Below are 22,981 nucleotides of genomic sequence, written 5' to 3'. Positions count from 1 at the left end.
TTCGGGATTTTTGCTTTTTTTATAATTAATAACAGTGCCCTGTCGTCCATTCATACATGAGCTGCACGGCCTGGTCAATGTCTTCCCAGCGCGACAGTTCAGCAGGATGATGGCTTTTGCCGCCGATGCTCGGCACAAACAGCATGACCGTTGGAATGAATTTGCTAATGTGCATGGCATCGTGTCCGGCACCGCTGAACATGGTGGAATAGGAAAAGCGCTGCTCGCGGCAGATGGATTCCAGCTCTTCCAGAAAAGGGAGGTGGAACGTAACCGGGGGCATGTAGGAAAGCGGTGCTTCCTCCCAGCTTCCCGGCTCCTGTGCCATCGTTTCTTCCACAAGTGTCATCATTTCTACAAGACGTTCGTCCAGCACCGTTTTATCCGGATGGCGGATATCGACGCTGAATGTTGTTTTTCCAGGTATCACGTTAATGGAAAAAGGCTCCGTTTTGATCTGCCCGAAGGTAATGGTCGTCTGATCTTCCAAATGAAGGATCCATTCATGTAGGGCAAGCATCACTTTCATAGCCATAATACCGGCGTCTGCCCGGGAGGCCATGGGCGAGGGACCGGCATGATCGGCATCGCCGACAATCGTGAATTCGTGCCACGACAGCCCTTGAATACCTCTAACGATGCCGATTTGTCTGCTTTTATCCTCCAGAACAGGCCCCTGTTCAATATGAAGCTCGAGAAAAGCATACGCCCGCTTTAGCCGGCTGGTTTTGTCTCCCAGCAGATCAAGCCGCTGGAGCTCCTGCTCTATCGTGATATGGTTCTGATCCGGGAGCTCCATCATTTTTTCAGTCGTATACGTGTCGGAAAGCACACCTGAAGAAATCATTGGAATGGGAAAACGGGCGCCTTCTTCGTTTGTAAAATTTACGAGCAGAAGCGAACGTCTCGGCTTTTGTCCGGTTTCAAGAACGGATTGAAGCACCTCCAGTCCGGCGAGAACGCCTAGGACCCCATCAAACGTACCGCCGTTTGGAACGGAGTCAAGGTGGGAGCCAAGTACAATCGGATCGAGCGCAGAGTCCGTGCCGGCAAGAAGGCCATACATGTTGCCCAGGTCATCCTGTGTGATGACAAGATCGAGCTCCTGCATCCACCCGCGCAAAACGTCTCTTGCCTGTTTATCTTCGTCACTGAGCGCAAGTCGTGATACTCCGCCGCTGGAAAGGGCACCAATGCCAGCAATCTGATCGTGACGGTCACGAATACGATCGACGTTGATACGATTGGTCATGAATGGTCACCTTCCCGCTTTTTCAATCCGCACCAATCTGCGAGAAAAGCAGCATATACCTTTGTTACCTGCTTCACGCTTTCCAGATCCACCCATTCATCGCCGCCGTGCATGTTGCCGCCAATTGGGCCGTAGCAGGTGGCAGGGGTATCGTAATATAACGTGTAAAACCTCGTATCCGTCGTTGCCGTAATCGGCTGGAAAGATAAAGCGTCTTTATGGATGGTTTCATGCGCCCGGCCGAGCGTCTCCATCATCGGGGAATCTTTCTCTACTTCCGCCCCTTCGGCGTGAAAGCCGAAAAAATATACATCAGGCGGATGGGAAGCAAGCCACTCGTCCTCTTTCACGTGATCCAGCACCCATGCTTGCAGCTCTTTCTTTATGGCAGCGGGATCCTGGCCGGGAAACAGTCCGGCCCGGCCTTCAATGACGGCTTCAGCCGGAACGCTCGAAGGCCAGTCGCCGGATTGAATCGTGCCGATATTAATGTTTAACGGATGGGGATGGTTCTTATAGGCATCCGGGCGGTCCCGTTTGTTGATCATCTGTTCGTAGCTTTTCAGCGCTTCAATGACTTTGTATGATTTTTCAATCGCGTTTACGGCTTCGCTGGCCCGCTCTGTATGCGCACCGGCGCCGAGGACCGTAATGCGGAACCAGACAACGCCTACCTGAGAGGTGGAGGCTTTCATTCCAAATGGCTCCGGAATAAGTACGGCGTCCGAGTGCCACCCTCTGTCAAGCGCTGCGAGCGCTCCGTTACCGGTGCACTCCTCTTCAATAACCGTCTGCAGCATAAAGGGCGCATCCGGCTCGTAGCCTGCTTCCCGAATAGCCCGGTAGGCAAAGATCATGGCAGCGGCGCCGGATTTCATATCCTGCATGCCCCGGCCATATAGCTTATTGCCCCGCTGAACAGGGTCCCATGGGTTCGTTGACCAAAACCGAAGCGATCCCGGAGGAACGACATCAATATGACTTTGAAACAGAAGACTGCTGCCGCTGCTGCCATGGCTTTTAGAAACGGCTGCGACGACCTCCCGTCCATCGTAAGGATGCTCCGGAATCGAGAAGCCCGGATGGGTGGAAAGCTTTTTCACGTCCGGCGTGAAACGGTCGACTTCCATGTCGAGCGTTCTTTCCAGGTAATCGGCGATATAGGACTGCAGCGGCTGTTCATTGCCCAGCGTAGAAGAGAAGCGGCCGATTTCTTTTAAAAAATCAAGCTGTTCCTCCCAGTGATTATCAATGGCTTGATGAATATCGGTGAGAGCGTTCTGTAAATGAGGCATTGTACATTTCTCCTTTTATAGTGGGATTTAAAAGCCTAGCATCATAAGGAAGTAGCCCCAGACAATCGCGGCAATGAACACAAAGCTGATGCAGATAATCATAGTTTGCTTGTACTGCTTCTTCAGCTGAGCGAGACCATCCGGACGGCTGGCAAAGTCTTTGATCGTGATGCCGGACATGCTTGTCTGTTTCATTTTTTTGTAAAAAGCCTGTTCATGAGCAGAAGGGCTCGTAGTGAAGCCGACAATAAACAGTGTCAGTACACCGACCGCAAAGGCTACCATTAACGAATCAATATGAATCGGAAGCGTCATAATATCTCTTCGGACAAGCTCATCTACTACAATAAAAGCGGTAGTTCCGGCCGTCATACTGCCAATTGCCGCCTGACTGTTCATGCGTTTCCACTCCAGCCCGCCTACAACGGTAGGAAGCCAGCCGACGCCGAAAATCGCCCCGGCATAAATGGAAATCCAGTAAATGGCTGCCGGCTGCATAATAGCAATCACACAGACAATTACTGCTACAAAAACCTGAGCGTAGCGGCCGACACGCAGGCTGCGTTTTTCGCTTAATTTCTTATCAAATAAATGTTCATATAAATCGCGGGCAAGGGCAAAACCCGTCAGTACAAACAGGGTGGAAGCTGTGGACATAATAGAAGCCATCAGGCCGGCGAGACCGAGTCCGCCCAACGCCTCCGGCACATGGTTCATAAAGCCGATAATCATGACGTTGTCCGTTGTCTCAATGCCGGGCTGGATAACCTGCATGCCGCCTGCGGCAAGAAAAACGATGACCTGCATAAACGGCGCGAGAAATACGCCGATTACGGCAGCTTTTAAAATAACAAAATCGTTCTTAGCGGGAAATACTCGTGAAACAAGAGCAGGGGTGCAGGAAAAGAACAATATCCAGACGAGAAACTGGGAAATAGACCAGCCCAGCGGCCGCTGTTCGGCTCCGCCGATCGTCCAGTAAAAGGGAATCGTTTCACTTAATGCTTTCATGTTATCAAAGCCGGCCTGGCCAATTAATAGAGGGGCAATCAGGCAGGAGATGGCAAGCATCGTGAACAGCATAATCGTGTCAGTCACGACCACGCCGTACATGCCGCCGAGTGCACAGAATACGAGCAGTGCCAGCGTGAACAGTACGATCATGAGAGGAAAGGAAATGCCGGTCACCTGGCTCAGTACAAGACCCGCTCCAATAAGCTGGATGACGCCGTAGCCGAGCAGGCCGACAATCATAATAATAAGGGCGATAATGCTGACCGTTTTATTTTTTAAAACGCATTTCGAAAAAGTCGGGCATGGTCATACAGCCTAATGCTTTCATTTTGCGGCCTATGTAAACGACGGCAATCAAGGTGCCGATCCAGGCTCCAAAAGAACCGAGGGCAGCAATAACGAGAGGCCCTTCAGCGTAGGACTGCCCCGCAATGCCAAGGAGCGTAACGGCACTTAAATATGTAGCGCCAAGCGTACCAACGATCAATAGTGTGGAGCCCTTTTCTCCCATCACATAGAAGTCGGATTTTTTTTAACAAGTCTGGCGACGAGGCCGCCGGCTACTACATAAAAGATTAGTACAACAAAAAATATCGTCGTAGTCACTCGGTACCGCTCCTTTCTGATTCAGGCTGCTGCCCGGAATTTTTTTGTTCCTGCTCCATTTTCCGGATGGCAGGCAGGTATTTTCTTCTTAAAATAATGACAACAATAACGGAAGAAATAAGAGTCGTTAAAAACGCATTTAAAAACAATACGAATACATCAATATTCATTACGTTCACCTCCAGGTTCGTTCTACCCTTATACATAAGCAAGAAGCGTGCCAACTTCTATGAGGTTTATCAGCTTTTGAACCCTGTTTTGACAGGGCATTGCAGAATCGGTACACTGAAAAATAGAAAACGGTTGTCATATTCGGTTCGATTGAACCAAATATGATTCGGAATTATGGATCATTTTGAATAAATGAATCAATAACGGTTCAAAATGAAAGAATAATCTAAAAATTTATAATTATCTGCAGTAAGGAGGGAAAAAAATGAATCTGAAAACATTGTTTGAGACACCGATGATAAAAGATCTATTCAATGCGCTGGAAGATGGTTTTTATTTTTCAAATGGAAAGGGAGAAACGCTCTGGAATAACGATGCGAGCGAAAAAATACTTGGATCGAAAAGAGAAGAATTGAAAGGGAAGAATGTGTGGGAACTCGAAGGCAGGGGGATTATGAATCCGTCTATTACGAAAATGGTGCTCGAGGCAGGAGAATCCGTTAGTTCAGTGCAGACGACCTGGCAGGGCCGGCAGTATTTTGTGAGCGGCTATATTATTCCGTGGAAGGAGGACAAGCTGGTCATTGTAGTTTCCCGGGATATTACAAAAGACATGCAGACGACCAAACAGCTCGAACAGGCTGAGAATCTGCTTCGTTTTTACAGCCAGGAAGTCCGGGGCATACGTCTGCAGCGGAATAAGGAAAAGGGAGAACAGTTTACCGGAAAAAGTAAAGCATTCACGAATACATTGGACTTATTAAAGAAAGTGGCTGCGGTAGACACGACTGTCCTCTTATCTGGTGAAACAGGGGTAGGGAAAAGCTCGGCCGCCGGTAAAATTCATGAATTCAGCGATCGGCACGAAGGACCGTTTATCTCTATTAACTGCGGATCCATTCCCGAAGCGTTAATGGAATCCGAGCTGTTCGGCTTTAAAAAGGGATCATTTACAGGTGCTTATCAAGGCGGGAAGGTCGGTCTCGTTGAGCTCGCCGATAAGGGGACGCTTTTTCTGGACGAAATTGGAGAAGTGCCCATGCACATCCAGTCGAAGCTTTTGCAGCTAGTACAGCATAAAACGTATCTGCCGATTGGTGAAACGGCGCCGCGGACCGTCGATGCCCGGATTGTAACGGCAACAAACAAAAATTTAAAAGAGATGATTTCCCGTCAGGCCTTCCGCGAGGATTTATACTACCGGTTGAACGTGCTGCCTGTACATCTTCCGGCTCTGCGCCACCGAGGAGAGGATATTTATCCGCTGCTGCAGGTGGCTCTTGATCGTTTCAACAGCCAGCATGCAAAACAGCGGCGCTTTACTTCCGCGGTTTTGAAACTGCTGCAGGATTACTCATGGCCTGGGAATATCCGCGAACTGGAGAATGTTGTGGAGCGAATGGTCATTACGGCAGAGGAAGACGACATGAATACCAGTGACCTGCCTGATGATATTATCCGGGAGGTATCGGGAGGCAGATACTCCTTTGCCGATGGTGCAAATCGGACGCTGGCGGAGGCCGTGGAGGAACTGGAACAGAAGATGATTCTTGAAGCCGAAGCAAAGCATTCCTCTACCCGAAGAGCAGCTGCGGCACTTGGTTTATCCCAGTCTTCTTATATGCGCCGCAAAAAGAAATACATCGTAAATTGAACCTTCTTTTCTTTTCGGCGGAAGCGTATAATAATGAAAAAGGGTATTTTTTTCCAAATTTAAACATGAGGGCGGGGGAAATATGAGAAATAATATATGGTGGGTCGTTCTGATTATTGTTATCGTCGGCGCCAATTTATTATCCTCTCAGGCTGGTATTAGTCTTGGATTTCTTATCTGGCCGGTCATTGCTTTTGGCCTTGCTTATTATTTTTATAAGGGAGGAATGGGCTGGCTTTCGTTATTATTTATCGGGCTTGCAGTTATTCACCTGGCCCGTCATCTAGAAGGAATGTTTTTTGTGTTCGTTATTGCAGCTATTCTTGTGGCAGCGGCAGTGGCAGGTGGAATGTTTATTTATTCGAGACGCAATCCGGTCGTAGATATTGACAGGGACCTGCCGGGAGGGCGGATTGAAGAGGAAAAAGAGCCTGCAGACACCCCGTCAGACATGAAAGAAAAAAAGATGCTGATGGGAGAAATCAAATGGACAAAAATCCCGTTCACGCTGCCGTCTACAGCGATTGAATTTTTTATTGGAGAGGTCGTCATTGATTTATCCAAAGCGGAAGTGAAAGAAAAGGATTTACATCTGCACATAAGAGGCGGCGTCGGTGAAATAAAAATATTCCTCCCTGACACATGGGATGCGGATGTTCAGACAAAAGTAGGGATAGGCGAAGTCAACATGCTCAAGCAGAAGGAAGGCGGCATGTTCTCCAATGCTCACTTTGAACACCGGGCGCCCACGGATCCGGAACACAGGCTGTATCTCCAGGCTGATATAGGCATTGGGGAGATCGTCATTAAAAAAGCAAGATGGTAATCCTAAAACGCTGAAAGGGTTTGTCCCAAAACTACTTTTTAAAAACGTTGTCTTTTCTTTCCGATATAAAAAGGGAAGTTAAACAAAGCACCTCGTATCCCTTTTATAAGGAATAAGAGGTGCTTTTAAAATAGCATAACTATTTTTTAAATATGATTTATATGGAAAATCATCAAAATAACCAGACGCCGACTCTGGCAGAACAGTCATCGGTGAAGTAAAAGAGGTGTTTTTTCTCTTTAGCTGAGGTATGGCCTGCCGAAAGCGTGCGTCTGGTAGAAATCTTTATTTTTCATTAATATTCTTTTAAGACAGCCCCCTGTTTATTAGTACATCAGGTGCATAAAGAAGGCAATAACAGGAATGGCGATTAATGTTCTCTGGAAGAAGCATACGACCAGCTCCCAAAGTTTAATCGGCAGGCGGGTAGCGTTAATGACGACAATAGATTCTGAAAAGAAAATGATTTGAACCAAAGACAATGTGGTTACAAAATAAATGGCTCCCGGTTCCAGAATACTAAGCTCCCCGGCAATTAAGAGCACTGGAAGAAACATCTCTGCAATTCCTACCGGAATGGAAGGCGCGATGAGTGCAGCATTCGGAACATTCAATAACTCCAAAAGAGGGATAAAGGGAAGGCCGAGCCAGTTGAATACGGGCGTGTATTCTGCCACGATCAGACCGGTTATGCCAATAGAAGCGAGCATTGCCAATACTTTTGGAAGAACGGCCAATGCCCCTTTTAAACTAACCTTCATTTCATGAAGCAGAGAATCAGCGGAATAAGCTCTTTTGGCAGCTCTCGAAATCCCTCTCGGAAGAACAGCCAGTTCAAACTTTGCTTCATTGGACCTTTCTTCCTCTGACTGCATACTGCCGTCATAGTAGCGGTCGGTCTGTCTGGATAGAGGCGGAATCCGGATCATAAAAAATGAAATAATAAACGCGATCAGAAGCGCCGTGAAATAGATTTGAATAAAATCACTGCCCATTTCAGCGGTGTTAATAACTAAAATGGCGAAGCCGACGCTGACTGCACTAAAGCTTGTAGCAATAGCAACGGCTTCTCTTTTTGTATATATATTCATTTTATACAGATTGCTCGTAATTAAAATGGCAACAGAAGAAGAGCTGATAAAACTTGCAATTGCGTCGATAGCGCTTTTTCCCGGTACCTTAAACAAGGGACGCATAATCGGCTCCAGAAGAGAACCGACAAAATCCAGAGCGCCGTAATTAAGCAGCAGAGGCATTAATATAGCTGCTATCGGTATAATCCAGGCAACCGTAAGAACAATAGAAGGAATCACGGTGCCGCCGGTACCCTCTCCAACTATCCATTCTGGTGCAGTAAATCCCGACAGGCCGACATGCAGTACATAAATGTTAACGTAGAAAGCACCCAATAAATAAAAGAACGTATGAACAGCCGTATCGTGTTGATAATAAGATTGAAGTGATTTATTTTTAAATGACCCCACGTGAGCGTAAGTGCTGAGAAGAGAATGCACCGTTATAAGCAGTGCAACGCCCCATAAGCTGAAGGGACCTGACACGGCTAGAAAAAAGTTATAAATATAACCAAAAACGACGTCCACTTGTCCGTCTATTGTGATAGGAACAAAAAAGCAGATAACCGCAGTCAATGAATAGAAAATAGATTTACTTAATCCAGTGCGGAACATTTTCTTATCCATTTCTAATTGATCCAGGTCTTTTCCTTCTGTAGAGCTTTTAATGTCATGTTTATCAAAAGCCGTTTTTTCTCTGGTATCTGCTGTTTGTTGTTTCATGAGCTTCCTCCTCTTATTTTGAAAGATAAATAACGAGGAATAACAGAAGCTCTCCAAAACGCTCTCTCTTACTTTATTTTTCTATAGGCAATCATGGACATAAATTCAAAGCATACATTAGCACCCAGGTAAGCCGTAATCTCTGCATGATCATAAGCGGGAAGAACCTCCACCATGTCGAAGCCGACAAAATTGATGTCTTTTACTTTTCGAATAAGATCCAAAGCTTCAAAAGAGGTGAAACCGCCCACTTCAGGCGTACCGGTGCCGGGTGCATAAGCAGGATCAACAAAATCAATATCAAAACTAAAAAATGCTTTGTGATCGCCGACCCGTTCCCGAATCATTTGGCCTATTTTCTCAAAGCCAAGCTCTCTAACTTCGTGGGCAGGAATCAGCTTTAGACCGAGCCTGGCCGCTTCTTCAAATTCATCAGCAAAGTAAAGGGAGCCCCGCATCCCGATTTGAATGGATCGGGAAGGATCAATCAGCCCTTCCTCAATAGCGCGGCGGAAAGGAGTGCCGTGGTTATGTTTTTCTCCGAAAACCGTGTCATTAATATCTGCATGTGCATCGTAATGAACTAAAGCGACCGGCCCGTGCTTTTTCGCAATGGCCCGAAGTTCGGGAAGGACGATAGAGTGGTCGCCGCCTATAGTAATTGGTATCGAATCATGGCTTAGTATGGTATCGAGCTCCCTTTCAATACTTTGAAAAGTTGGTTCCATATACCCTGGAACAATAGGAATATCGCCGTAATCTCCTCCTTCGAGATGCTCGAGCACATTCACTTTCAGCTGAACGTTATTGGGCTTGATCATCGCAGAAATTGTACGTACGGCATTAGGTCCAAAGCGCGAGCCTGTCCGAAAGGAGGAGGCAGTATCAAAAGGAACTCCAACTATAACAAAATCCGTATTCTCTGCAGTTGTTACGTGAGGCATCCTCATGAAATTCCCGGTGTTGGAAAATCGGGGAGAGGTTAATCCATTCGTCGTTGAGTTGTTCATATCTCATCCTCCTTTATTTAATGATTAGTAACTGCAATTATCGTGCCATCATTAAATCCCGTTACATAAAGGGGGAGTAATAAAAATAGGAAGCAGAAGTGCCTTCCAGATATTTCAATTCCTTTTTAAAAGCTGGGAATAGGGAATAAGAAAAGAAGGCAGAAATGCCTCTGGAGGATTTTCTGCCTTCTAGATATTTCCTTTTTCGGGAAAGGGAATAGCATGTTTCTTGAACTTGCGCCGTATGGTGCTTCTATCCAGCCCAAGCCAGTCCGCGGCTTCTTTCGTATCACCGGATGCAGCGGCTATTTTCGTTAGTATGTTTTTTTCGTAGCGTTCCATCAGTTTCTTGAGCGAAAGCTGCTGCTCCAGAAGCAGCTGGGAATCTTCCGTTCCACCTGAATGAAGGATAAGGTCAGGCAGTTCTTCTTTACTGATTAAGTCTTCTTTAGAGGTAACGACTAAGCGTTCAATGATATTTTGAAGCTCTAATATTCCCGGGCCAGTCATAGCTGGTGAATAATGAAGAGCCTCCTGCTGTATTTCTTTTTTTAAATGATACCTTGTATTAAATTGTTTTAAATAATAAAAAACAAAAGGCAGAATTTCTTCTGTGCGTTCTCTTAAGGGAGGAATGAGAAAAGGAACTACATTCAGCCTGTAGTATAAGTCTTCCCGGAAGGTTCCTTCCTTTATCATTTCTTCCAGATTGCGGTGAGTTGCAGCGATAACGCGAATATTGATTGGCCGCGGGGACTGTCCGCCGACAGGGATAAAGGTTCTTTCTTGAATAAGCCGCAGCAGTTTAGGCTGAAGCTGAATAGGAAGCTCGCCAATTTCATCTAAAAATAAGGTGCCGTTTTCAGCAAGCGCTACCATCCCGGGCTTGCCTTCAGAAGCAGCGCCGGTAAAGGCTCCTTTCACATAGCCGAATAATTCCGATTCCAGGAGGTTTTCAGGGATGGCGGATACGTCTATTTTAATAAAAGGACCATCGGCCCGACGGCTGTTCTTATGAATATATTTAGCGATAACACCCTTCCCACACCGGACTCTCCAAACAGCAGAATGGTTGAATCGACGTCTGCTACGCGGGAGGCTATCGAAAAAATATTCTGCATTTTTTTGTTTTTAACCACAGTATCGGGAAGAGCGAGTGTTTTGCTTCGAAGCATTTGAAGCTCTTCTTTAATGTATTCTACTTTTTTCACTTCATTACGAAGTTTGTTTAATTCCGTAATGTCGCGTGCATTCACTACTACTCTGTAAAGACGGCCGTCTTTAAAAAAAGGCGTGCCGGTTGCTAATACTTCTTTATCGTTGTTGACCGACTGCGTAATTGTAACCGGCTTTTGCAGTTTAAGAACTTCCATTGCGGCCGATTTCGAGTACAATGACTGATCCACCATCTCCTTCATGCTCTTCCCTAAAAGCTGTGAAGGGGAGATACCGTCAATTGTTTCGCTGGATCTGCTCATTCTTAACGTTGTTCCTTTTTCATCGGTTACCTGCACCACATCATGGGATGTTTCAAGAATCATTTCATATTCTTCATTGATTTCTTCCAGATGTTTCTGCTTCGAACGAAGCGATTGAGAGACTTGGAGAATCTGCCGAAGATGAAGCAGGGATATAAATCCAGCATATGTACCGTCTGAACCCACCACGGGCAGAATGGACTGCTTAAGATCAACGTATGTTTCCAGCAGGTCTTCAGGGTGGGCACAAATGATAGGATCGGCTGAAGAACCGCTGGAAATAGCGGGAAGACCGCTGCTTTCCAAATCGGACAGAGAAAGTATATTTACCACTTTTTCCTTTTCCAGGACAGGAAGCGTACATGTATCATGATCATAGTAATATGTTTTTAATGTTAAAAGGGACATGCTGCCGGCAGGAAGATATCCTTCACTTAATACAATATCGCTGAAATGCATGAGCGCCTCCTAAGTTTTATTATTAAACCTATTATAGTACGGGAATAAAAGAGGGGTGTAGACAAAGCGCTTGAACTTTTCAATAAAATAGAGAGCTTGGACCGATACTAAAGATTCTGATTATATGATTTACTATAAGTTAGGAGGTTTTTCTGATGAAAAAAGCAGGTATTGGTTTGACAGCTGCTCTTACTGCAGGAATTCTCTTATGGCCGCAGGCGGCAGAGGCTCAAGGAGCCTATGGAGATAAAGCAATGGAGCATATGAACTATTTGTCCCAGGACATTGGTGAACGTTTGGCAGGGACAGAAGGCGAACGCGAAGCGAAAGCATACATAGAGACAGAGCTGGAAGGCATGGGGTACGAAACAGAAACCGAGGCATTTACGTTTACGAGAGATGGGGAAGAACTTGAATCTGAGAACCTTTCTGCCGTAAAGCCAGGAAAATTCAAAAAGGAAATCATCGTTGGGGCGCACTATGATACTGTTGCGCAAGTCGAAGGCGTGGATGATAATGCCTCCGGTGTAGGCGTGATGCTTGAGACAGCTGAGCGTCTGGAGGGCATTGACATACCCTTTACGGTCCGGTTTGTTGCCTTTGGTGCAGAAGAAGGCGGATTGAACGGGTCGGAGCAGTATGTAGAAGGCATGTCCAATAAAGAAAAAAATAATACGCACGCGATGATCAACCTCGACAGCCTGGCTGCCGGTGATCAGATGTATGTATACGGAGGCGAAGGCAGAAGCGGCTGGTACCGTAATTTTGCCCAGCAGCTGGCAGAGGATGCGGGTGTTGATATACAGACCAACCCAGGCCTGAATCCTGAATATCCGGAAGGGACGACCGGGCTGTGGAGTGATCATGCCCCATTTCAGGAGGCTGGTATTGATATCGGCTATTTTGAAGCAACCAATTGGAAAATAGGGGAACAGGACGGCTATACGCAGACAGAAAAACACGGAGCGATCTGGCATGAGCCGGAAAAAGATAACCTTGCATTTATCGAGTCTGAATTTCCCGGCCGGATGGAAACAAACCTCTCCGGTTTTTCCGAAGTACTTTCCGAATCACTAACCGAAATGGAGCCGCGTACGAAAGCCCATTATCAGCAGTGGAAATAAGACAGCGGCACCAGCAGAAATGCTGGTGTTTTTTTATGCAAAAATGCAAAAAGAATTGTCGGAAAGAGAAGAAGGAGGTATGTTTAAAACAAGGAAAAGCCTCAAGAAAAATCTTCATCATACGGTCATTCTACTTGTTGTTTCCAGAAAAAACATGAATGGAGTGCTGTGAAATGAACATAAAAAATGTGTACCTTTATGTCTTTAATACGATGGCAGATTGGGAATATGGATATGTTACGGCTGAGTTGAATTCGGGACGGTGTTTTAAAAAGGGTACAAAACCGTTGAACGTAATCACAGCAGGAGCGGACAAAGAAATGATTACTACAATGGGAGGAGTAAGTATAAAGCCAGAACTTTCTATTGAGGAATGTTTAGCTGAACAGGGAAGCTTGTTCATTCTGCCAGGAGGGGACACGTGGGGCGGCAGCATTCACGAAGCTGCTATGAAAAAAATCAGGGAGGCCATACAGGCCGGCGCTGTCATTGCGGCGATCTGCGGAGCCACGATAGGTCTTGCTCAAGCTGGGTATCTTGATACGAGAAGACATACAAGCAATGACCTGGATTACCTAAAGATGGTCTGCCCGGGTTACAAAGGAGAAGCGTTATACGAAAGGGAACCCGCTGTAACGGATGATAACGTTATTACCGCATCAGGAATAGCTCCTTTGGAATTTGCCAGGGAAGTACTGAAGAAAATGGATGTCTTTACACCAAATACGCTGCATGCATGGTATTACTTGAATAAAACGCATAAACCTGAATATTATTATCAATTAATGGAAGCAACGAGCTGAATTGTTCCTAAAACAAATTTTATTAAAAACTGAATTTTATGAATATTGGGAGTATACTAGTGGTGTATCGTTTTCCGTAATTATAATAGAGAGGTTGGTGTAAGGATGAGTAAAACAGCTGTTATCACAGGTTCGGGTCAGGGAATAGGGAAAGGTATCGCTCTTCGGCTGGCAAAAGACGGATTTAATATTGTTATTAGTGATATTGATGAAAAAAAGCAGCAGATGTAGTGAAGGAGATTGCTAGTGCGGGAGGCACAGCTGTATCGGTCAAAGCGAATGTGACCAGCAAAGCTGACATTCACCATCTTGTCCAGCAGAGCGTTCATGAGTTTGGAAGCGTGGATGTATTTGTAAACAATGCCGGCATTGATCAGGTTGCCCTTTATTACATGCAACAGAAGATGATATAAATACTATTTTCAATGTAAATGTGAATGGAACAATATACGGCATTCAGGAAGCCGCCGAACAAATGAAAAAACAGGGTGGAGGCAAGATTATTAATGCCTGCAGTATTGCCGGTCACAAAGGATTTGCTTTGCTTGGAGTTTATTCAGCCACCAAATTCGCAGTGCGCGGCCTAACCCAGGCTGCGGCACAGGAGCTGGCACCAGAAAAAATTACGGTTAATTCGTACTGCCCAGGTGTCGTCGGCACCTCGATGTGGGAACGGATCGATGCCAGGCTTGTTGTGGAGATGGGGCTTGCAAGCTCCGGAGATGCCTTTAAGAAATTCACAGAAGGAATTGCGCTTGGACGGGCCCAGACGCCGGAAGACGTGGCTAACTTTGTGTCCTACCTCGCATCTCCAGACTCTGATTATATGACCGGGCAGTGCGTGCTCATTGATGGAGGCATTTTATACAACTAATAGAAAAAAACGCGGATCGTTAACTAAACGATCCGCGCTTCTTTTATAAAAAATATAGTAGTGATATTAAGCAGCTGTACGACATGCTTCAGCACAGTCAAAGCAGGCTTTGGCACACTGCTGGCAGTGATCATCATCATGCTTTTCACATTCTGCAGCACATGCTTCACAGATAGTAGCGCAGATAGATGCCAATTCTTTAACAAATGGGCTTTTTCTTGTGATTGCCTGTTCCAAATAGCCGCATATATCAGCGGACTCTCTTGCCAGACGGATACATCCGGTCATCGCTGTAACATCGTCTTCCTGCAGACACTCATTGAAGCAGTTGTTGGCTGCAGTCATGCTGTCGTGAAGCGTGCGAAGCAGTTCCTCGTATTTTTCCTGAGCCATAGTACATTCTCTCCTTTAAAAAGCATGATATGCTCTCTATTACCGGAAAGAAAGTAAGTAAAACTACTTTATAGACCCATGGAAAGATACTTTGTTTCTAAATACGGAGCAATTCCTTCGCTGCCGCCTTCTCGTCCTAGCCCGCTTTCTTTCATTCCGCCAAAAGGTGCTTCTGCAGCTGACGGGGCTCCGTCGTTCCACCCGACAATGCCGTAGTGAAGACGCTCGTGGAGATAATGGCCGGTACGGTAATTTTCCGTAAAAAAGTAAGCCGCGAGACCAAATGGAGTATCGTTGGCCATGTCGATCGCTTCATCAAGAGTGGTAAAAGAAACGATAGGAGCAACCGGTCCGAAGGTTTCTACATGCATAATATCCATCGATGAATCTACGTTGGTAAGTACCGTTGGGTGAACAAAATAGGTATCTGCTTCTGTATCTTCCTCGTAACGGGCGCCGGTAAGTACAGAGGCGCCTTTTGCTTTTGCATCTTCAATCTGGCCCTTTACCTTTTTGAATCCCTGGGCGTTAATAAGCGGACCAATATCCGTTCCTTCTTCCAGGCCGTTACCCACCTGAAGTGCCTCTGCTTTGGCAGCAAGCTTGGCTGCATACTCTTCAAGCACGTTTTCCTGTACAAAAATACGGTTGGCGCAGACGCACGTCTGACCGGCGTTTCGGAATTTGGAAGCCATGGTGTGCTCGACCGCGAGATCGATGTCCGCGTCTTCTGCTACGATAAGCGGCGCATGGCCGCCGAGTTCCATAGACACATGTTTAACTGTATCGGCACTGTTTTTAATTAACAGTTTGCCGACCGGAGTCGAACCTGTAAAGGTGATTTTGCGGATGAGCGGGCTGCTCGTGAATACCTCGCCTATTTCGGCACCATCGCCGTTCACAAACTGAAGCACATCTTCGGGAATGCCGGCTTCATGGCCGAGACGCACGAGTTCGATGGCGGTCAGAGGTGTATTAGGGGCGGGCTTAATTACAAAAGTGCAGCCTGCTGCGAGAGCCGGAGCCGCTTTTCTTGTAATCATCGCAGCCGGGAAGTTCCAGGGAGTGATCGCAGCAACCGGACCAACCGCTTCTTTCGTAACATATAATCGTTTATTCGCGGCTCCCGGAAGCGTTTTTCCGAATATGCGCCGTGCTTCCTCGGCGTAATATTCAATATAATTTGCCGCATAAATCACTTCACCGCGTGCTTCCTTTAACGGCTTTCCGTTTTCCTTTGTAATAAGAGAAGCAAGCATGTCCTGATTTTCCAGAATAAGTTGGTGCCATTTTTTCAACAGACCGGCGCGGTGGGAAGCAGCCTGTCGGGACCACGCAGGAAACGCTTCGTGCAGACGTGTAACGGCCGCTCCCACCTCTTTTTTTGAATGAAGCGGAACGTCCCGGATGGCCTCTCCGGTAGCCGGGTTTTTGATCGTAACAGTCGATGACATACATAACTCCTCCTTCTTCTTAATACTCTTTATTATCCCGTTATTTGGTTGGATAAAAAGAACCAAATTGAAAATATTTATGGTACCAGGAAAAACCGCCGGTCTATAGACCGGCGGTGCAGAGAAATCGTTTTATTTATTGGATTGATTATATTCTTCCAAATCGGACTGTCGGAGCGAAAACCCCTGAAATCCGAAGGGCGGTCGGGGTCGGTGAATACCCGGCCTTCGTCGGAGCTGGTTTCGTCTACGATTAATTCCCATGTCCGATTGTTAGATTCGAAGGACACTTCGGCAAGCTGTGGGAAACGCTCCAATACGCGCAGGCCGATGTAATAGATCAGACTTTGAATACTCGGGGAATTCAATTCGTGAAAGAGCGTACGTGCGATTCCTGCGACCTGCTCGGAGCTGACGTAGCTGTTAAGGTAATCACGGCGGTCATTATAAATCCAGTTGATATCAAGATAAATGAAAAGGGGGCGATCCGTCGTTTCCGGAAGAGTCGTGTATTCATCTTTAATGTATCCCTGAAACGAACTGCCCTTTACTTTAATTAAATGAAGATCCTTTACTCCACTTTGGCGGGACGCAATGGTGTAGTCTTTCTCTGTGCTGCGCTCGGTTTCAAGCGAGGCGACCGGAAGTTCCCGCTCCTTTTCGTCAAACACAAGCGGGCTTTTCCGGATACCGGATTCATTACCTATATCTACTTCGTTAAACAGCTTCTGCACAGCAGATACCACAATGCCGTCAATATGGCTGTAAGTTTCATAAAAGCGGGCGCTGATATATTCGAGAAAGCCCTCCATTGTAGATCCTTCATAGCTTCCTGCATGGCGGAGAATAAAATTTTTCATCGAATCCGTCGCAATCACTTTCGAATTGTCACCTTCTGAAAAAGAGCTGAAAAATGCTTCTCCTTTTAAAGCAATTTGAATATCCATCGCAAAAATAATGTTACTTCGTCCTTCAAAGGAAGACTCGGGAATCGGCTGAATGTTTTCCAGAGGGGAAGCAAAGGTACGGTAGACAAACACATCTCCTTTTCCATAGTACATCGTGCGGTTCTGTTCAGTTGGGTGCTTCACTGCTTCTGTTTTTTTGATTTTCGTTTCCATTTGTATCCCATCCTTTTTTATGAATTATGCGTGCTTGTTGTTTTCTTCAAGCGTAAGCTGTAATGATCTTTTAAAACTGACCTGTTCCTGAAAACGGTGGGAAAACACTTCTTTTGTAACATTCAGCAGATGCAGGCCGATAGCGGCAAGGCTGCCGGTAATAATGCCGTCATGGAATAAGAAGGAAATCTGTTCCGGCATCTGCGCAAACAGCTCAGGAACAATAGTGGTACCAAGGCCAAGCCCGAGCGCAACCGAGATAACGAGAACATTTTTGTTATCATCAAGATCGACCTGAGTCAGCATCCGAATGCCGGATACAGCAACCATCCCAAACAGAACAACCATCGCAGCGCCTAGAGCAGGAGGTGGAATCAGTTTAATCAGGGCTGCGATTTTAGGCGTCAGGCCTAGAGCAATAAGAATAAATCCTGCGGTAAATGTAACGGTAACTGTTTTGACACGGGACAGCTGCACGAGGCCGACATTCTGGGCAAATGTATTGTATGCAAATCCGTTAAACAGGCCGCCGACGAGAAATGCGATCCCTTCAGCCCGGTAGCCGCGCTCCAGATCTGCAGCTTCTACTTTTTCGTCGCACACTTTTCCCAGAGCAAGAAATACCCCTGTGGATTCGAATAAAATAATCAGCGTCACAATCAACATCGGGATAATCGCTCCTATTTCGAATGTCGGCATCCCGAAATAGAAAGGCTGAGGCATGCTGACCCATGAGGCTTCTGCTACTTCGCTGAAATTGATGGTACCGCGCGCAGCAACAAAAATGGTACCTGCTATGAGTCCGATTAGAATGGAGAGAGAGCGCAGCGGTCCTTTGAAAAAAGATTGAAGAATAAGGATCAGTGCAAGCACACCAAGACCCAATAGAACATTATCCAGATCTCCGAAGCTGTCACTGCCGGCGCCTCCTGCCATGTTGTTAATACCAACGGGAAGCAGGGTGAGACCGATCAATGTAATCACGGTACCGGTTACGACCGGAGGGAAAAAGTGAATCACGTGGCTTAAGTATTTAGCGAACAGTACGACGATCAGGCCGGAGACAAGAATCGATCCATAAATCGCTGTCATGCCATACTCTCCGCCGATAGCAATCATCGGTCCCGCCGCAACAACAGAGGCTCCAAGCACTGCGGGCAGGCCTATCCCGGAATATTTGGTTTTCCAGCTCTGCAGAATAGTGGCGACACCGCAGGTGAATAAATCAATGGCAATTAAATAGGCCGTTTGTTCGCTTGTAAGATTCAGCGCCTGAGATAAAAGAATAGGGACCAGAATAGCTCCGGCAAACATTGCAAGTACGTGCTGCATGCCAAGGGTGAACGTTCTCATTACATAATTCCTCCTGATAAATAAGATAGGGTATTCCGGAAAAAGAGACCAAAAAAAGCCGCAGAAAGCCTGTAATAGAATTTACAGAGTCTTCGCTGCGGCTTCCTGCCTACCGTATACGGTAGGGAAACGGCACTGTATTGCTTCTGTCTGCTGCCGGAGCTGCGTAATGACGCAGCGCCTGACAGCGGCAGATTATGTATGAAGCAGAATAACGGTACAGGAGGTGTTCGTCTCCTGGTCAAAATCTTTGTAAATGGCTTTAACCGCCAAATCAAATTCAGAAGCGAGAATATCCTTGATACGCTCTTTGTACTTATGGTTCAGAGAAGCATCAATAAACAGGACAAGATCGGGACGATCAGCCAGCGTATCGAGCATCGGTGTCCGGCTAACAGAAGCAAAAATAATAATCTGACTTTCAGAAAGCTCAATTTTCTGACTCTGCACGCCGTGCTGGTAAAATTCTTTATTAATCTCATTGTAACGGAGAGCCAGCTCTTTCTTGGAAATCTTAAGCATAAGGGTCACCTGCTTTACTGCAATTCATGAAAGCATCGTATCATGGAAGAAAGAATCGTTCAGCACAGTTGTAAGATAACATGACATGTTTTTTGGAAATTATGGTAAAAACATAGAAAAACAGAAGTCACGCAGCAGACTTCTGTTTTCTTGTGCTTATTTTTCAAAATAATTTATGGCATTGTGAAGCGCCTGATCGGCAAATCGTTCGAGAACTTCATAGGTAACATATCCGATGTGCGGCGTAAGAATGACGTTGTCACAGTCATGAAAAGCGTGTTCCCGGATGGGTTCCTCCTGAAAGACATCAAGGCCGGCCCCCGATAAATGATGGGTGCGGAGAAGATCGGCCAGAGCGGTTTCATCGACAAAATCCCCGCGCGACGTGTTAATGAAAATAGCATCTTTTTTCATTAAAGCCAGCTTGTCTTTGGTTAAAAATCCTCTCCATTCTGGTGTAAGACGCATGTGGAGGCTGATAACATTAGATGAGCTTAGAATATCTTCGAGTGACATCTGTTCGATGCCGAGCTCCTTTTCCGAGCCATCTCCGCCGGTAGGACGCCATACTTTGACGTTCATACCCAGTGCCTGTGCGACACGTGCGGTTTCTCTGCCGATAGATCCAAAGCCCAGGATCCCAAGCTGTTTGCCATGCAGTTCTGTGCCCGTATGCTGAATCCATTGATCGCGGCGGAAAGCTTCCTGATGAGCTGGAAACTGTCTCGCAGCCCCGATCATCATACCAATGGTTAATTCAACGACGGATGGCCGGGAACCTCCGGGGGTTGTTACTATATCGATCCCCTTTTTCTCAAGAGCCTTCATATCAATATGGGCGGTGCCCTTACCGGTCTGGGAAATCAGATTTACATCATCCAGCTCGTTAATCACGTCAGCGTTTAAAGGAGTGCGCTCCCTTACAAGGATGACGGCTTTTTTGCCTTGCGCAAGAGAAGGGATTTGCTCTGGTTTGACCGGAATCGTTACAGCTTCCAGATTCCAGCCCTTTTGATGAAGAAGGCGGGCGGCAGGGGAAGAAGAATATATATTTTCATAATCACCAAGCACTAATATGTTCAAGGGAAGCCCTCCTTATTTGGCGGGATTCAAGCCGCGCCATCCACAATTGAAAAATAATTGTATAGTCTAAGATTCCCTTTTTAGACGTTTCGTAACCGCAGTCTGCTGTCAGAAAAGGGAGGACGTATTACTTTTTTTCCAAATATGGTATGATGTTCTTAATAAAGTATATGGGGTTCGACACGAGAGGATGCTGACGAGTGATTAATTTATACTCCAAAATCGTTCTGGAAAAACAGGAGCAGGAAGACCCGTGGGCAGAAAGCCTGGGGATTGCGGAACGGGCCGTTCGAAACGGCATTACAACTTTTGTAAATGCACCGCCTTTTGTTATACGTGGAAACGGGAATTCGACTGGTCTGACGGTGGAGGACCGGGAAGAATTGCATTGCCTTCTAGAGGAAAAGAACATGAAGCTGACCGTGCTTCCCGGTCACTGTATTCGTTCCCGCAAACGGATCACGGACGAAGAGAAAGAGCAGCAGCTCTTAACGGTGAACGGAACATCGTATGTGTATGTGGATTTGAGTGGTTTTTCCTCTGCTGTTTTTGCTAAAACACTCCTGGACCGTCTACAGAAAGAAGGCTATCATACGGTTCTTATTTTCCCGGAATTTGCACCAATGTTTATCAATAATCCTGGATTTCTGCACTATTTTGTTAATCGTGGAGCTATCAGCATGCTGTCGGCAGAATCGATCCTGCGTATTCATGGGAAAGATACCCAGCAGCTGGCGATGAAATTTCTTCAAGGCAATCTGGCCCACGTTCTTTCTTCTTCTCCCCGTTCGGCACTGGAGCCGTTCCGCTTAAAGCAGGCATATGATCATATTGATCTGGAGTTCGGAACGGACTGGACTGAGTTTCTACAGACAAATACCGGCCAGATCATCGAAGATATGCCGGTTGTAGTATACGACCCCCTGCCTATGCCGCAAAAAGGGAAAAAGCTTTTTCCCTGGGGAAAAGGATAGAACGGCTGCAAGGCTTTCTTTATAAAAGAGAAAGCACTATTTTTTTATTTTATGTCATCCGGTTGACATAAAATAAAACCAGTAATATACTGAAAATAAGAAAACGCTTACAGATAGGGAGTGAGGAAGTTGAGAGTTTTGACAGCTGGATTGTTATCGACTGCTTTACTAATATCTGCCTGCGGAAACCAGGCAGAAAGCGATGGGAATAATAATGAAATCAGTCTATGGGTGCAAACATCAAGTGAAAGTCCTGAAGGGCAGGCTATGCAGACATCGGTGGAAAAATTCAATGAAGAATTTGAAGGGACGTATACCGCCGATATAGAGTTCATTCCACGGGGCGGAGGCGGCGGAGGGTACGAAGATAAGGTTAATGCCGCGGTTTCAACGGGAACTCTGCCGGATGTATTGACTCTGGATGGACCAAATACAGCGGCATATGCAGATGCGGAGATTATTGCTCCTTTGGATAACTTCATTTCCAATAAAGATGATTTGCTGCCAAGTATTATAGAGCAGGGCACATATGATGATGAAATGTATGCCGTTGGGTATTCTGAATCCAGTGTTGGTATCTACTACAACAAGGACATGCTGCAGCAAGCGGGTGTCGATCTCGAGACTCTGCCTACCGTAGAGGACCCGTGGACATGGGATGAGTTTATTGACCTCTCGGAACAACTCACCGCTTATTATGAAGTTCCTGCTATAGATATGGGGCTTAACGACAACAGTGAGTGGTTAATGTACGCTTTTTCCCCATTTTTATGGTCACAGGGAGGCGAAATTGTCTCTGAAGACGGCAGACAGGCAGAAACGGTATTTAATAGTGAAAATAATCTAAAAGCGATGTCTTTTCTTCAATATATGCTCAATAACGATTATACGACGATTTCTCCTGCTGAGAATGGATTTGAAACCGGACAGTATCCGATGAAGATGAGCGGTTCGTGGACAATGGAGCAGCTCGATACAAACTATCAGGACATAGACTATGATATTATGCCATACCCGGTCTCGCCGGACACTGGTGAACTAGTTACCCCTACCGGCAGCTGGCAGTATGCCATGTCCACTGCAGCGGAGAATCAAGAAGGAGCCGGCGAATTAATTAACTTTTTAACGTCTACAGAAGCAGTGGCGGATATCAGCCTGGCAAACAGTGTGCTGCCTTCAAGATATTCGGCTATAGAAGAAATTGAAGACGAAGTATCCCCGCAGATGAATACACTGATTGAACAAAATGAAGCTTCCGGAAAAGCCAGACCGGTCCTGCCGGAATATCCGCAGATTACCCGTTCTTTTCAGCAGACAATAAGCGGTCTTCCTTACTACGAAAATCAAGCAGGACTGCAGGAGCTGATGGATGAAAAATCACAAGAGATGCAGACTTCACTAGAAAGAAGGGAATAACATGGATCTTACAAAAAACAGTCTCGCTTAAAACGGTGGGAAGGCTGGAAATCCAGCTCTTTGGCATTTCAGGCTCAGCCTTTTTATTTTCTGCTTCCAGCTATTATACTTCTTGGATTGTTTTTATTTCTGCCGGCTCTCTTAACTATTTATTACGCATTTACCGATTATTATTTATTAACGCCTGACCAGCGTCAGTTCGTTGGTTTAAGAAACTTCACGCAGATATTTGGAGATCCGGTATTTTTAAGAAGTCTGCAGAACATCACCATTTTTGTAGTAGGTATCATTATTTTCAAGTAG

At 46.1% G+C, this 22,981-nt stretch carries 22 protein-coding genes and 1 pseudogene; 8 read left to right on the top strand and 15 right to left on the bottom strand.

The window, feature by feature from the left end:
• Positions 1 to 25: 25 nt before the first annotated feature.
• From MMY81_RS20065 to MMY81_RS20045, 5 genes are all read right to left on the bottom strand, one after another.
• A complete protein-coding gene (locus MMY81_RS20065; RefSeq protein WP_252314245.1) occupies positions 26 to 1,252 on the bottom strand; it encodes a Zn-dependent hydrolase in 1,227 nt (408 codons plus the stop codon).
• A complete protein-coding gene (locus MMY81_RS20060) occupies positions 1,249 to 2,547 on the bottom strand; it encodes an ArgE/DapE family deacylase (protein WP_252314244.1) in 1,299 nt (432 codons plus the stop codon). The genes MMY81_RS20065 and MMY81_RS20060 overlap by 4 nt, the downstream gene beginning before the upstream one ends.
• A gap of 27 nt (positions 2,548 to 2,574) precedes the next feature.
• Positions 2,575 to 3,801, bottom strand: a complete 1,227-nt coding sequence (locus tag MMY81_RS20055; RefSeq protein WP_252314243.1) for a sodium:solute symporter family protein — start codon at positions 3,799 to 3,801, stop codon at positions 2,575 to 2,577.
• A gap of 28 nt (positions 3,802 to 3,829) precedes the next feature.
• The gene (locus MMY81_RS20050) at positions 3,830 to 4,072 is read right to left on the bottom strand and encodes a sodium:solute symporter family transporter (protein WP_252314287.1); all 243 of its coding nucleotides are present in this window, start codon (positions 4,070 to 4,072) and stop codon (positions 3,830 to 3,832) included.
• Positions 4,073 to 4,163: 91 nt separating this feature from the next.
• On the bottom strand, positions 4,164 to 4,337 hold the full coding sequence (locus tag MMY81_RS20045) for a hypothetical protein (RefSeq protein WP_252314242.1): 174 nt from the start codon (positions 4,335 to 4,337) through the stop codon (positions 4,164 to 4,166).
• 266 nt (positions 4,338 to 4,603) lie between these two features.
• Between MMY81_RS20045 and MMY81_RS20040 the strand changes: the two genes are divergently transcribed.
• Both MMY81_RS20040 and liaF read left to right on the top strand, forming a co-directional pair.
• The gene (locus MMY81_RS20040) at positions 4,604 to 5,992 is read left to right on the top strand and encodes a sigma-54 interaction domain-containing protein (RefSeq protein ID WP_252314241.1); all 1,389 of its coding nucleotides are present in this window, start codon (positions 4,604 to 4,606) and stop codon (positions 5,990 to 5,992) included.
• Positions 5,993 to 6,074: 82 nt separating this feature from the next.
• Positions 6,075 to 6,818, top strand: coding sequence for a cell wall-active antibiotics response protein LiaF (gene liaF / locus MMY81_RS20035; RefSeq protein ID WP_252314240.1), 744 nt, complete (start codon positions 6,075 to 6,077; stop codon positions 6,816 to 6,818).
• Positions 6,819 to 7,144: 326 nt separating this feature from the next.
• Here the strand turns inward: liaF and MMY81_RS20030 are convergent, their stop codons facing one another.
• The 4 genes from MMY81_RS20030 to MMY81_RS33440 all read right to left on the bottom strand — a co-directional run bounded on the left by MMY81_RS20030 (position 7,145) and on the right by MMY81_RS33440 (position 11,561).
• Positions 7,145 to 8,614, bottom strand: coding sequence for a YjiH family protein (locus MMY81_RS20030; protein ID WP_252314239.1), 1,470 nt, complete (start codon positions 8,612 to 8,614; stop codon positions 7,145 to 7,147).
• A 68-nt stretch (positions 8,615 to 8,682) separates the two neighbouring features.
• Positions 8,683 to 9,624: an agmatinase gene (speB, locus tag MMY81_RS20025; protein ID WP_252314238.1), complete on the bottom strand. Its 942-nt coding sequence runs from the start codon at positions 9,622 to 9,624 to the stop codon at positions 8,683 to 8,685.
• Positions 9,625 to 9,813: 189 nt separating this feature from the next.
• Entirely contained in the window at positions 9,814 to 10,644 is an 831-nt protein-coding gene (locus tag MMY81_RS34355) for a sigma 54-interacting transcriptional regulator (RefSeq protein WP_252314286.1), read from the bottom strand.
• Positions 10,599 to 11,561, bottom strand: coding sequence for a PAS domain S-box protein (locus MMY81_RS33440; protein WP_252314237.1), 963 nt, complete (start codon positions 11,559 to 11,561; stop codon positions 10,599 to 10,601). The genes MMY81_RS34355 and MMY81_RS33440 overlap by 46 nt, the downstream gene beginning before the upstream one ends.
• Before the next feature lie 155 nt (positions 11,562 to 11,716).
• On the opposite strand from MMY81_RS33440, the gene MMY81_RS20010 reads away from it, so the two are divergent.
• The 3 genes and pseudogenes from MMY81_RS20010 (at position 11,717) to MMY81_RS20000 (ending at position 14,362) form a co-directional block, all read left to right on the top strand.
• Positions 11,717 to 12,685 (top strand): M28 family peptidase, encoded by a 969-nt coding sequence (locus MMY81_RS20010; protein WP_252314236.1) that lies wholly within the window; start codon positions 11,717 to 11,719, stop codon positions 12,683 to 12,685.
• A gap of 173 nt (positions 12,686 to 12,858) precedes the next feature.
• Positions 12,859 to 13,488 carry a type 1 glutamine amidotransferase family protein gene (locus tag MMY81_RS20005; RefSeq protein ID WP_252314235.1) on the top strand — a complete coding sequence of 210 codons (630 nt, stop codon included), beginning with the start codon at positions 12,859 to 12,861 and terminating at the stop codon, positions 13,486 to 13,488.
• 105 nt (positions 13,489 to 13,593) lie between these two features.
• Positions 13,594 to 14,362: pseudogene (locus tag MMY81_RS20000) on the top strand (acetoin reductase).
• A gap of 66 nt (positions 14,363 to 14,428) precedes the next feature.
• On the opposite strand, the gene MMY81_RS19995 reads toward MMY81_RS20000, so the two are convergent.
• From MMY81_RS19995 to MMY81_RS19970, 6 genes are all read right to left on the bottom strand, one after another.
• Entirely contained in the window at positions 14,429 to 14,755 is a 327-nt protein-coding gene (locus MMY81_RS19995; RefSeq protein WP_252314234.1) for a four-helix bundle copper-binding protein, read from the bottom strand.
• Between the two features lie 68 nt (positions 14,756 to 14,823).
• The gene (locus MMY81_RS19990) at positions 14,824 to 16,209 is read right to left on the bottom strand and encodes an NAD-dependent succinate-semialdehyde dehydrogenase (protein ID WP_252314233.1); all 1,386 of its coding nucleotides are present in this window, start codon (positions 16,207 to 16,209) and stop codon (positions 14,824 to 14,826) included.
• A gap of 77 nt (positions 16,210 to 16,286) precedes the next feature.
• On the bottom strand, positions 16,287 to 17,330 hold the full coding sequence (gene pucL / locus MMY81_RS19985) for a factor-independent urate hydroxylase (RefSeq protein WP_308215413.1): 1,044 nt from the start codon (positions 17,328 to 17,330) through the stop codon (positions 16,287 to 16,289).
• Positions 17,331 to 17,354: 24 nt separating this feature from the next.
• Positions 17,355 to 18,683, bottom strand: coding sequence for a nucleobase:cation symporter-2 family protein (locus MMY81_RS19980; protein ID WP_252314232.1), 1,329 nt, complete (start codon positions 18,681 to 18,683; stop codon positions 17,355 to 17,357).
• Between the two features lie 195 nt (positions 18,684 to 18,878).
• Positions 18,879 to 19,205: a Na-translocating system protein MpsC family protein gene (locus tag MMY81_RS19975; protein WP_252314231.1), complete on the bottom strand. Its 327-nt coding sequence runs from the start codon at positions 19,203 to 19,205 to the stop codon at positions 18,879 to 18,881.
• Between the two features lie 156 nt (positions 19,206 to 19,361).
• Entirely contained in the window at positions 19,362 to 20,288 is a 927-nt protein-coding gene (locus tag MMY81_RS19970; RefSeq protein WP_252314230.1) for an NAD(P)-dependent oxidoreductase, read from the bottom strand.
• A gap of 200 nt (positions 20,289 to 20,488) precedes the next feature.
• Here MMY81_RS19970 and MMY81_RS19965 point away from each other — a divergent pair, with 200 nt between their 5' ends.
• From MMY81_RS19965 to MMY81_RS19955, 3 genes are all read left to right on the top strand, one after another.
• Complete coding sequence (locus tag MMY81_RS19965) at positions 20,489 to 21,262, top strand: CpsB/CapC family capsule biosynthesis tyrosine phosphatase (RefSeq protein ID WP_252314229.1); 774 nt, start codon at positions 20,489 to 20,491, stop codon at positions 21,260 to 21,262.
• Between the two features lie 138 nt (positions 21,263 to 21,400).
• A complete protein-coding gene (locus MMY81_RS19960) occupies positions 21,401 to 22,678 on the top strand; it encodes an ABC transporter substrate-binding protein (RefSeq protein WP_252314228.1) in 1,278 nt (425 codons plus the stop codon).
• A 60-nt stretch (positions 22,679 to 22,738) separates the two neighbouring features.
• A complete protein-coding gene (locus MMY81_RS19955; protein ID WP_252314227.1) occupies positions 22,739 to 22,981 on the top strand; it encodes a hypothetical protein in 243 nt (80 codons plus the stop codon).

The organism is Sinobaca sp. H24 (genome assembly GCF_023845525.1).
This window is presented reverse-complemented; position numbering and strand designations above follow the sequence as displayed.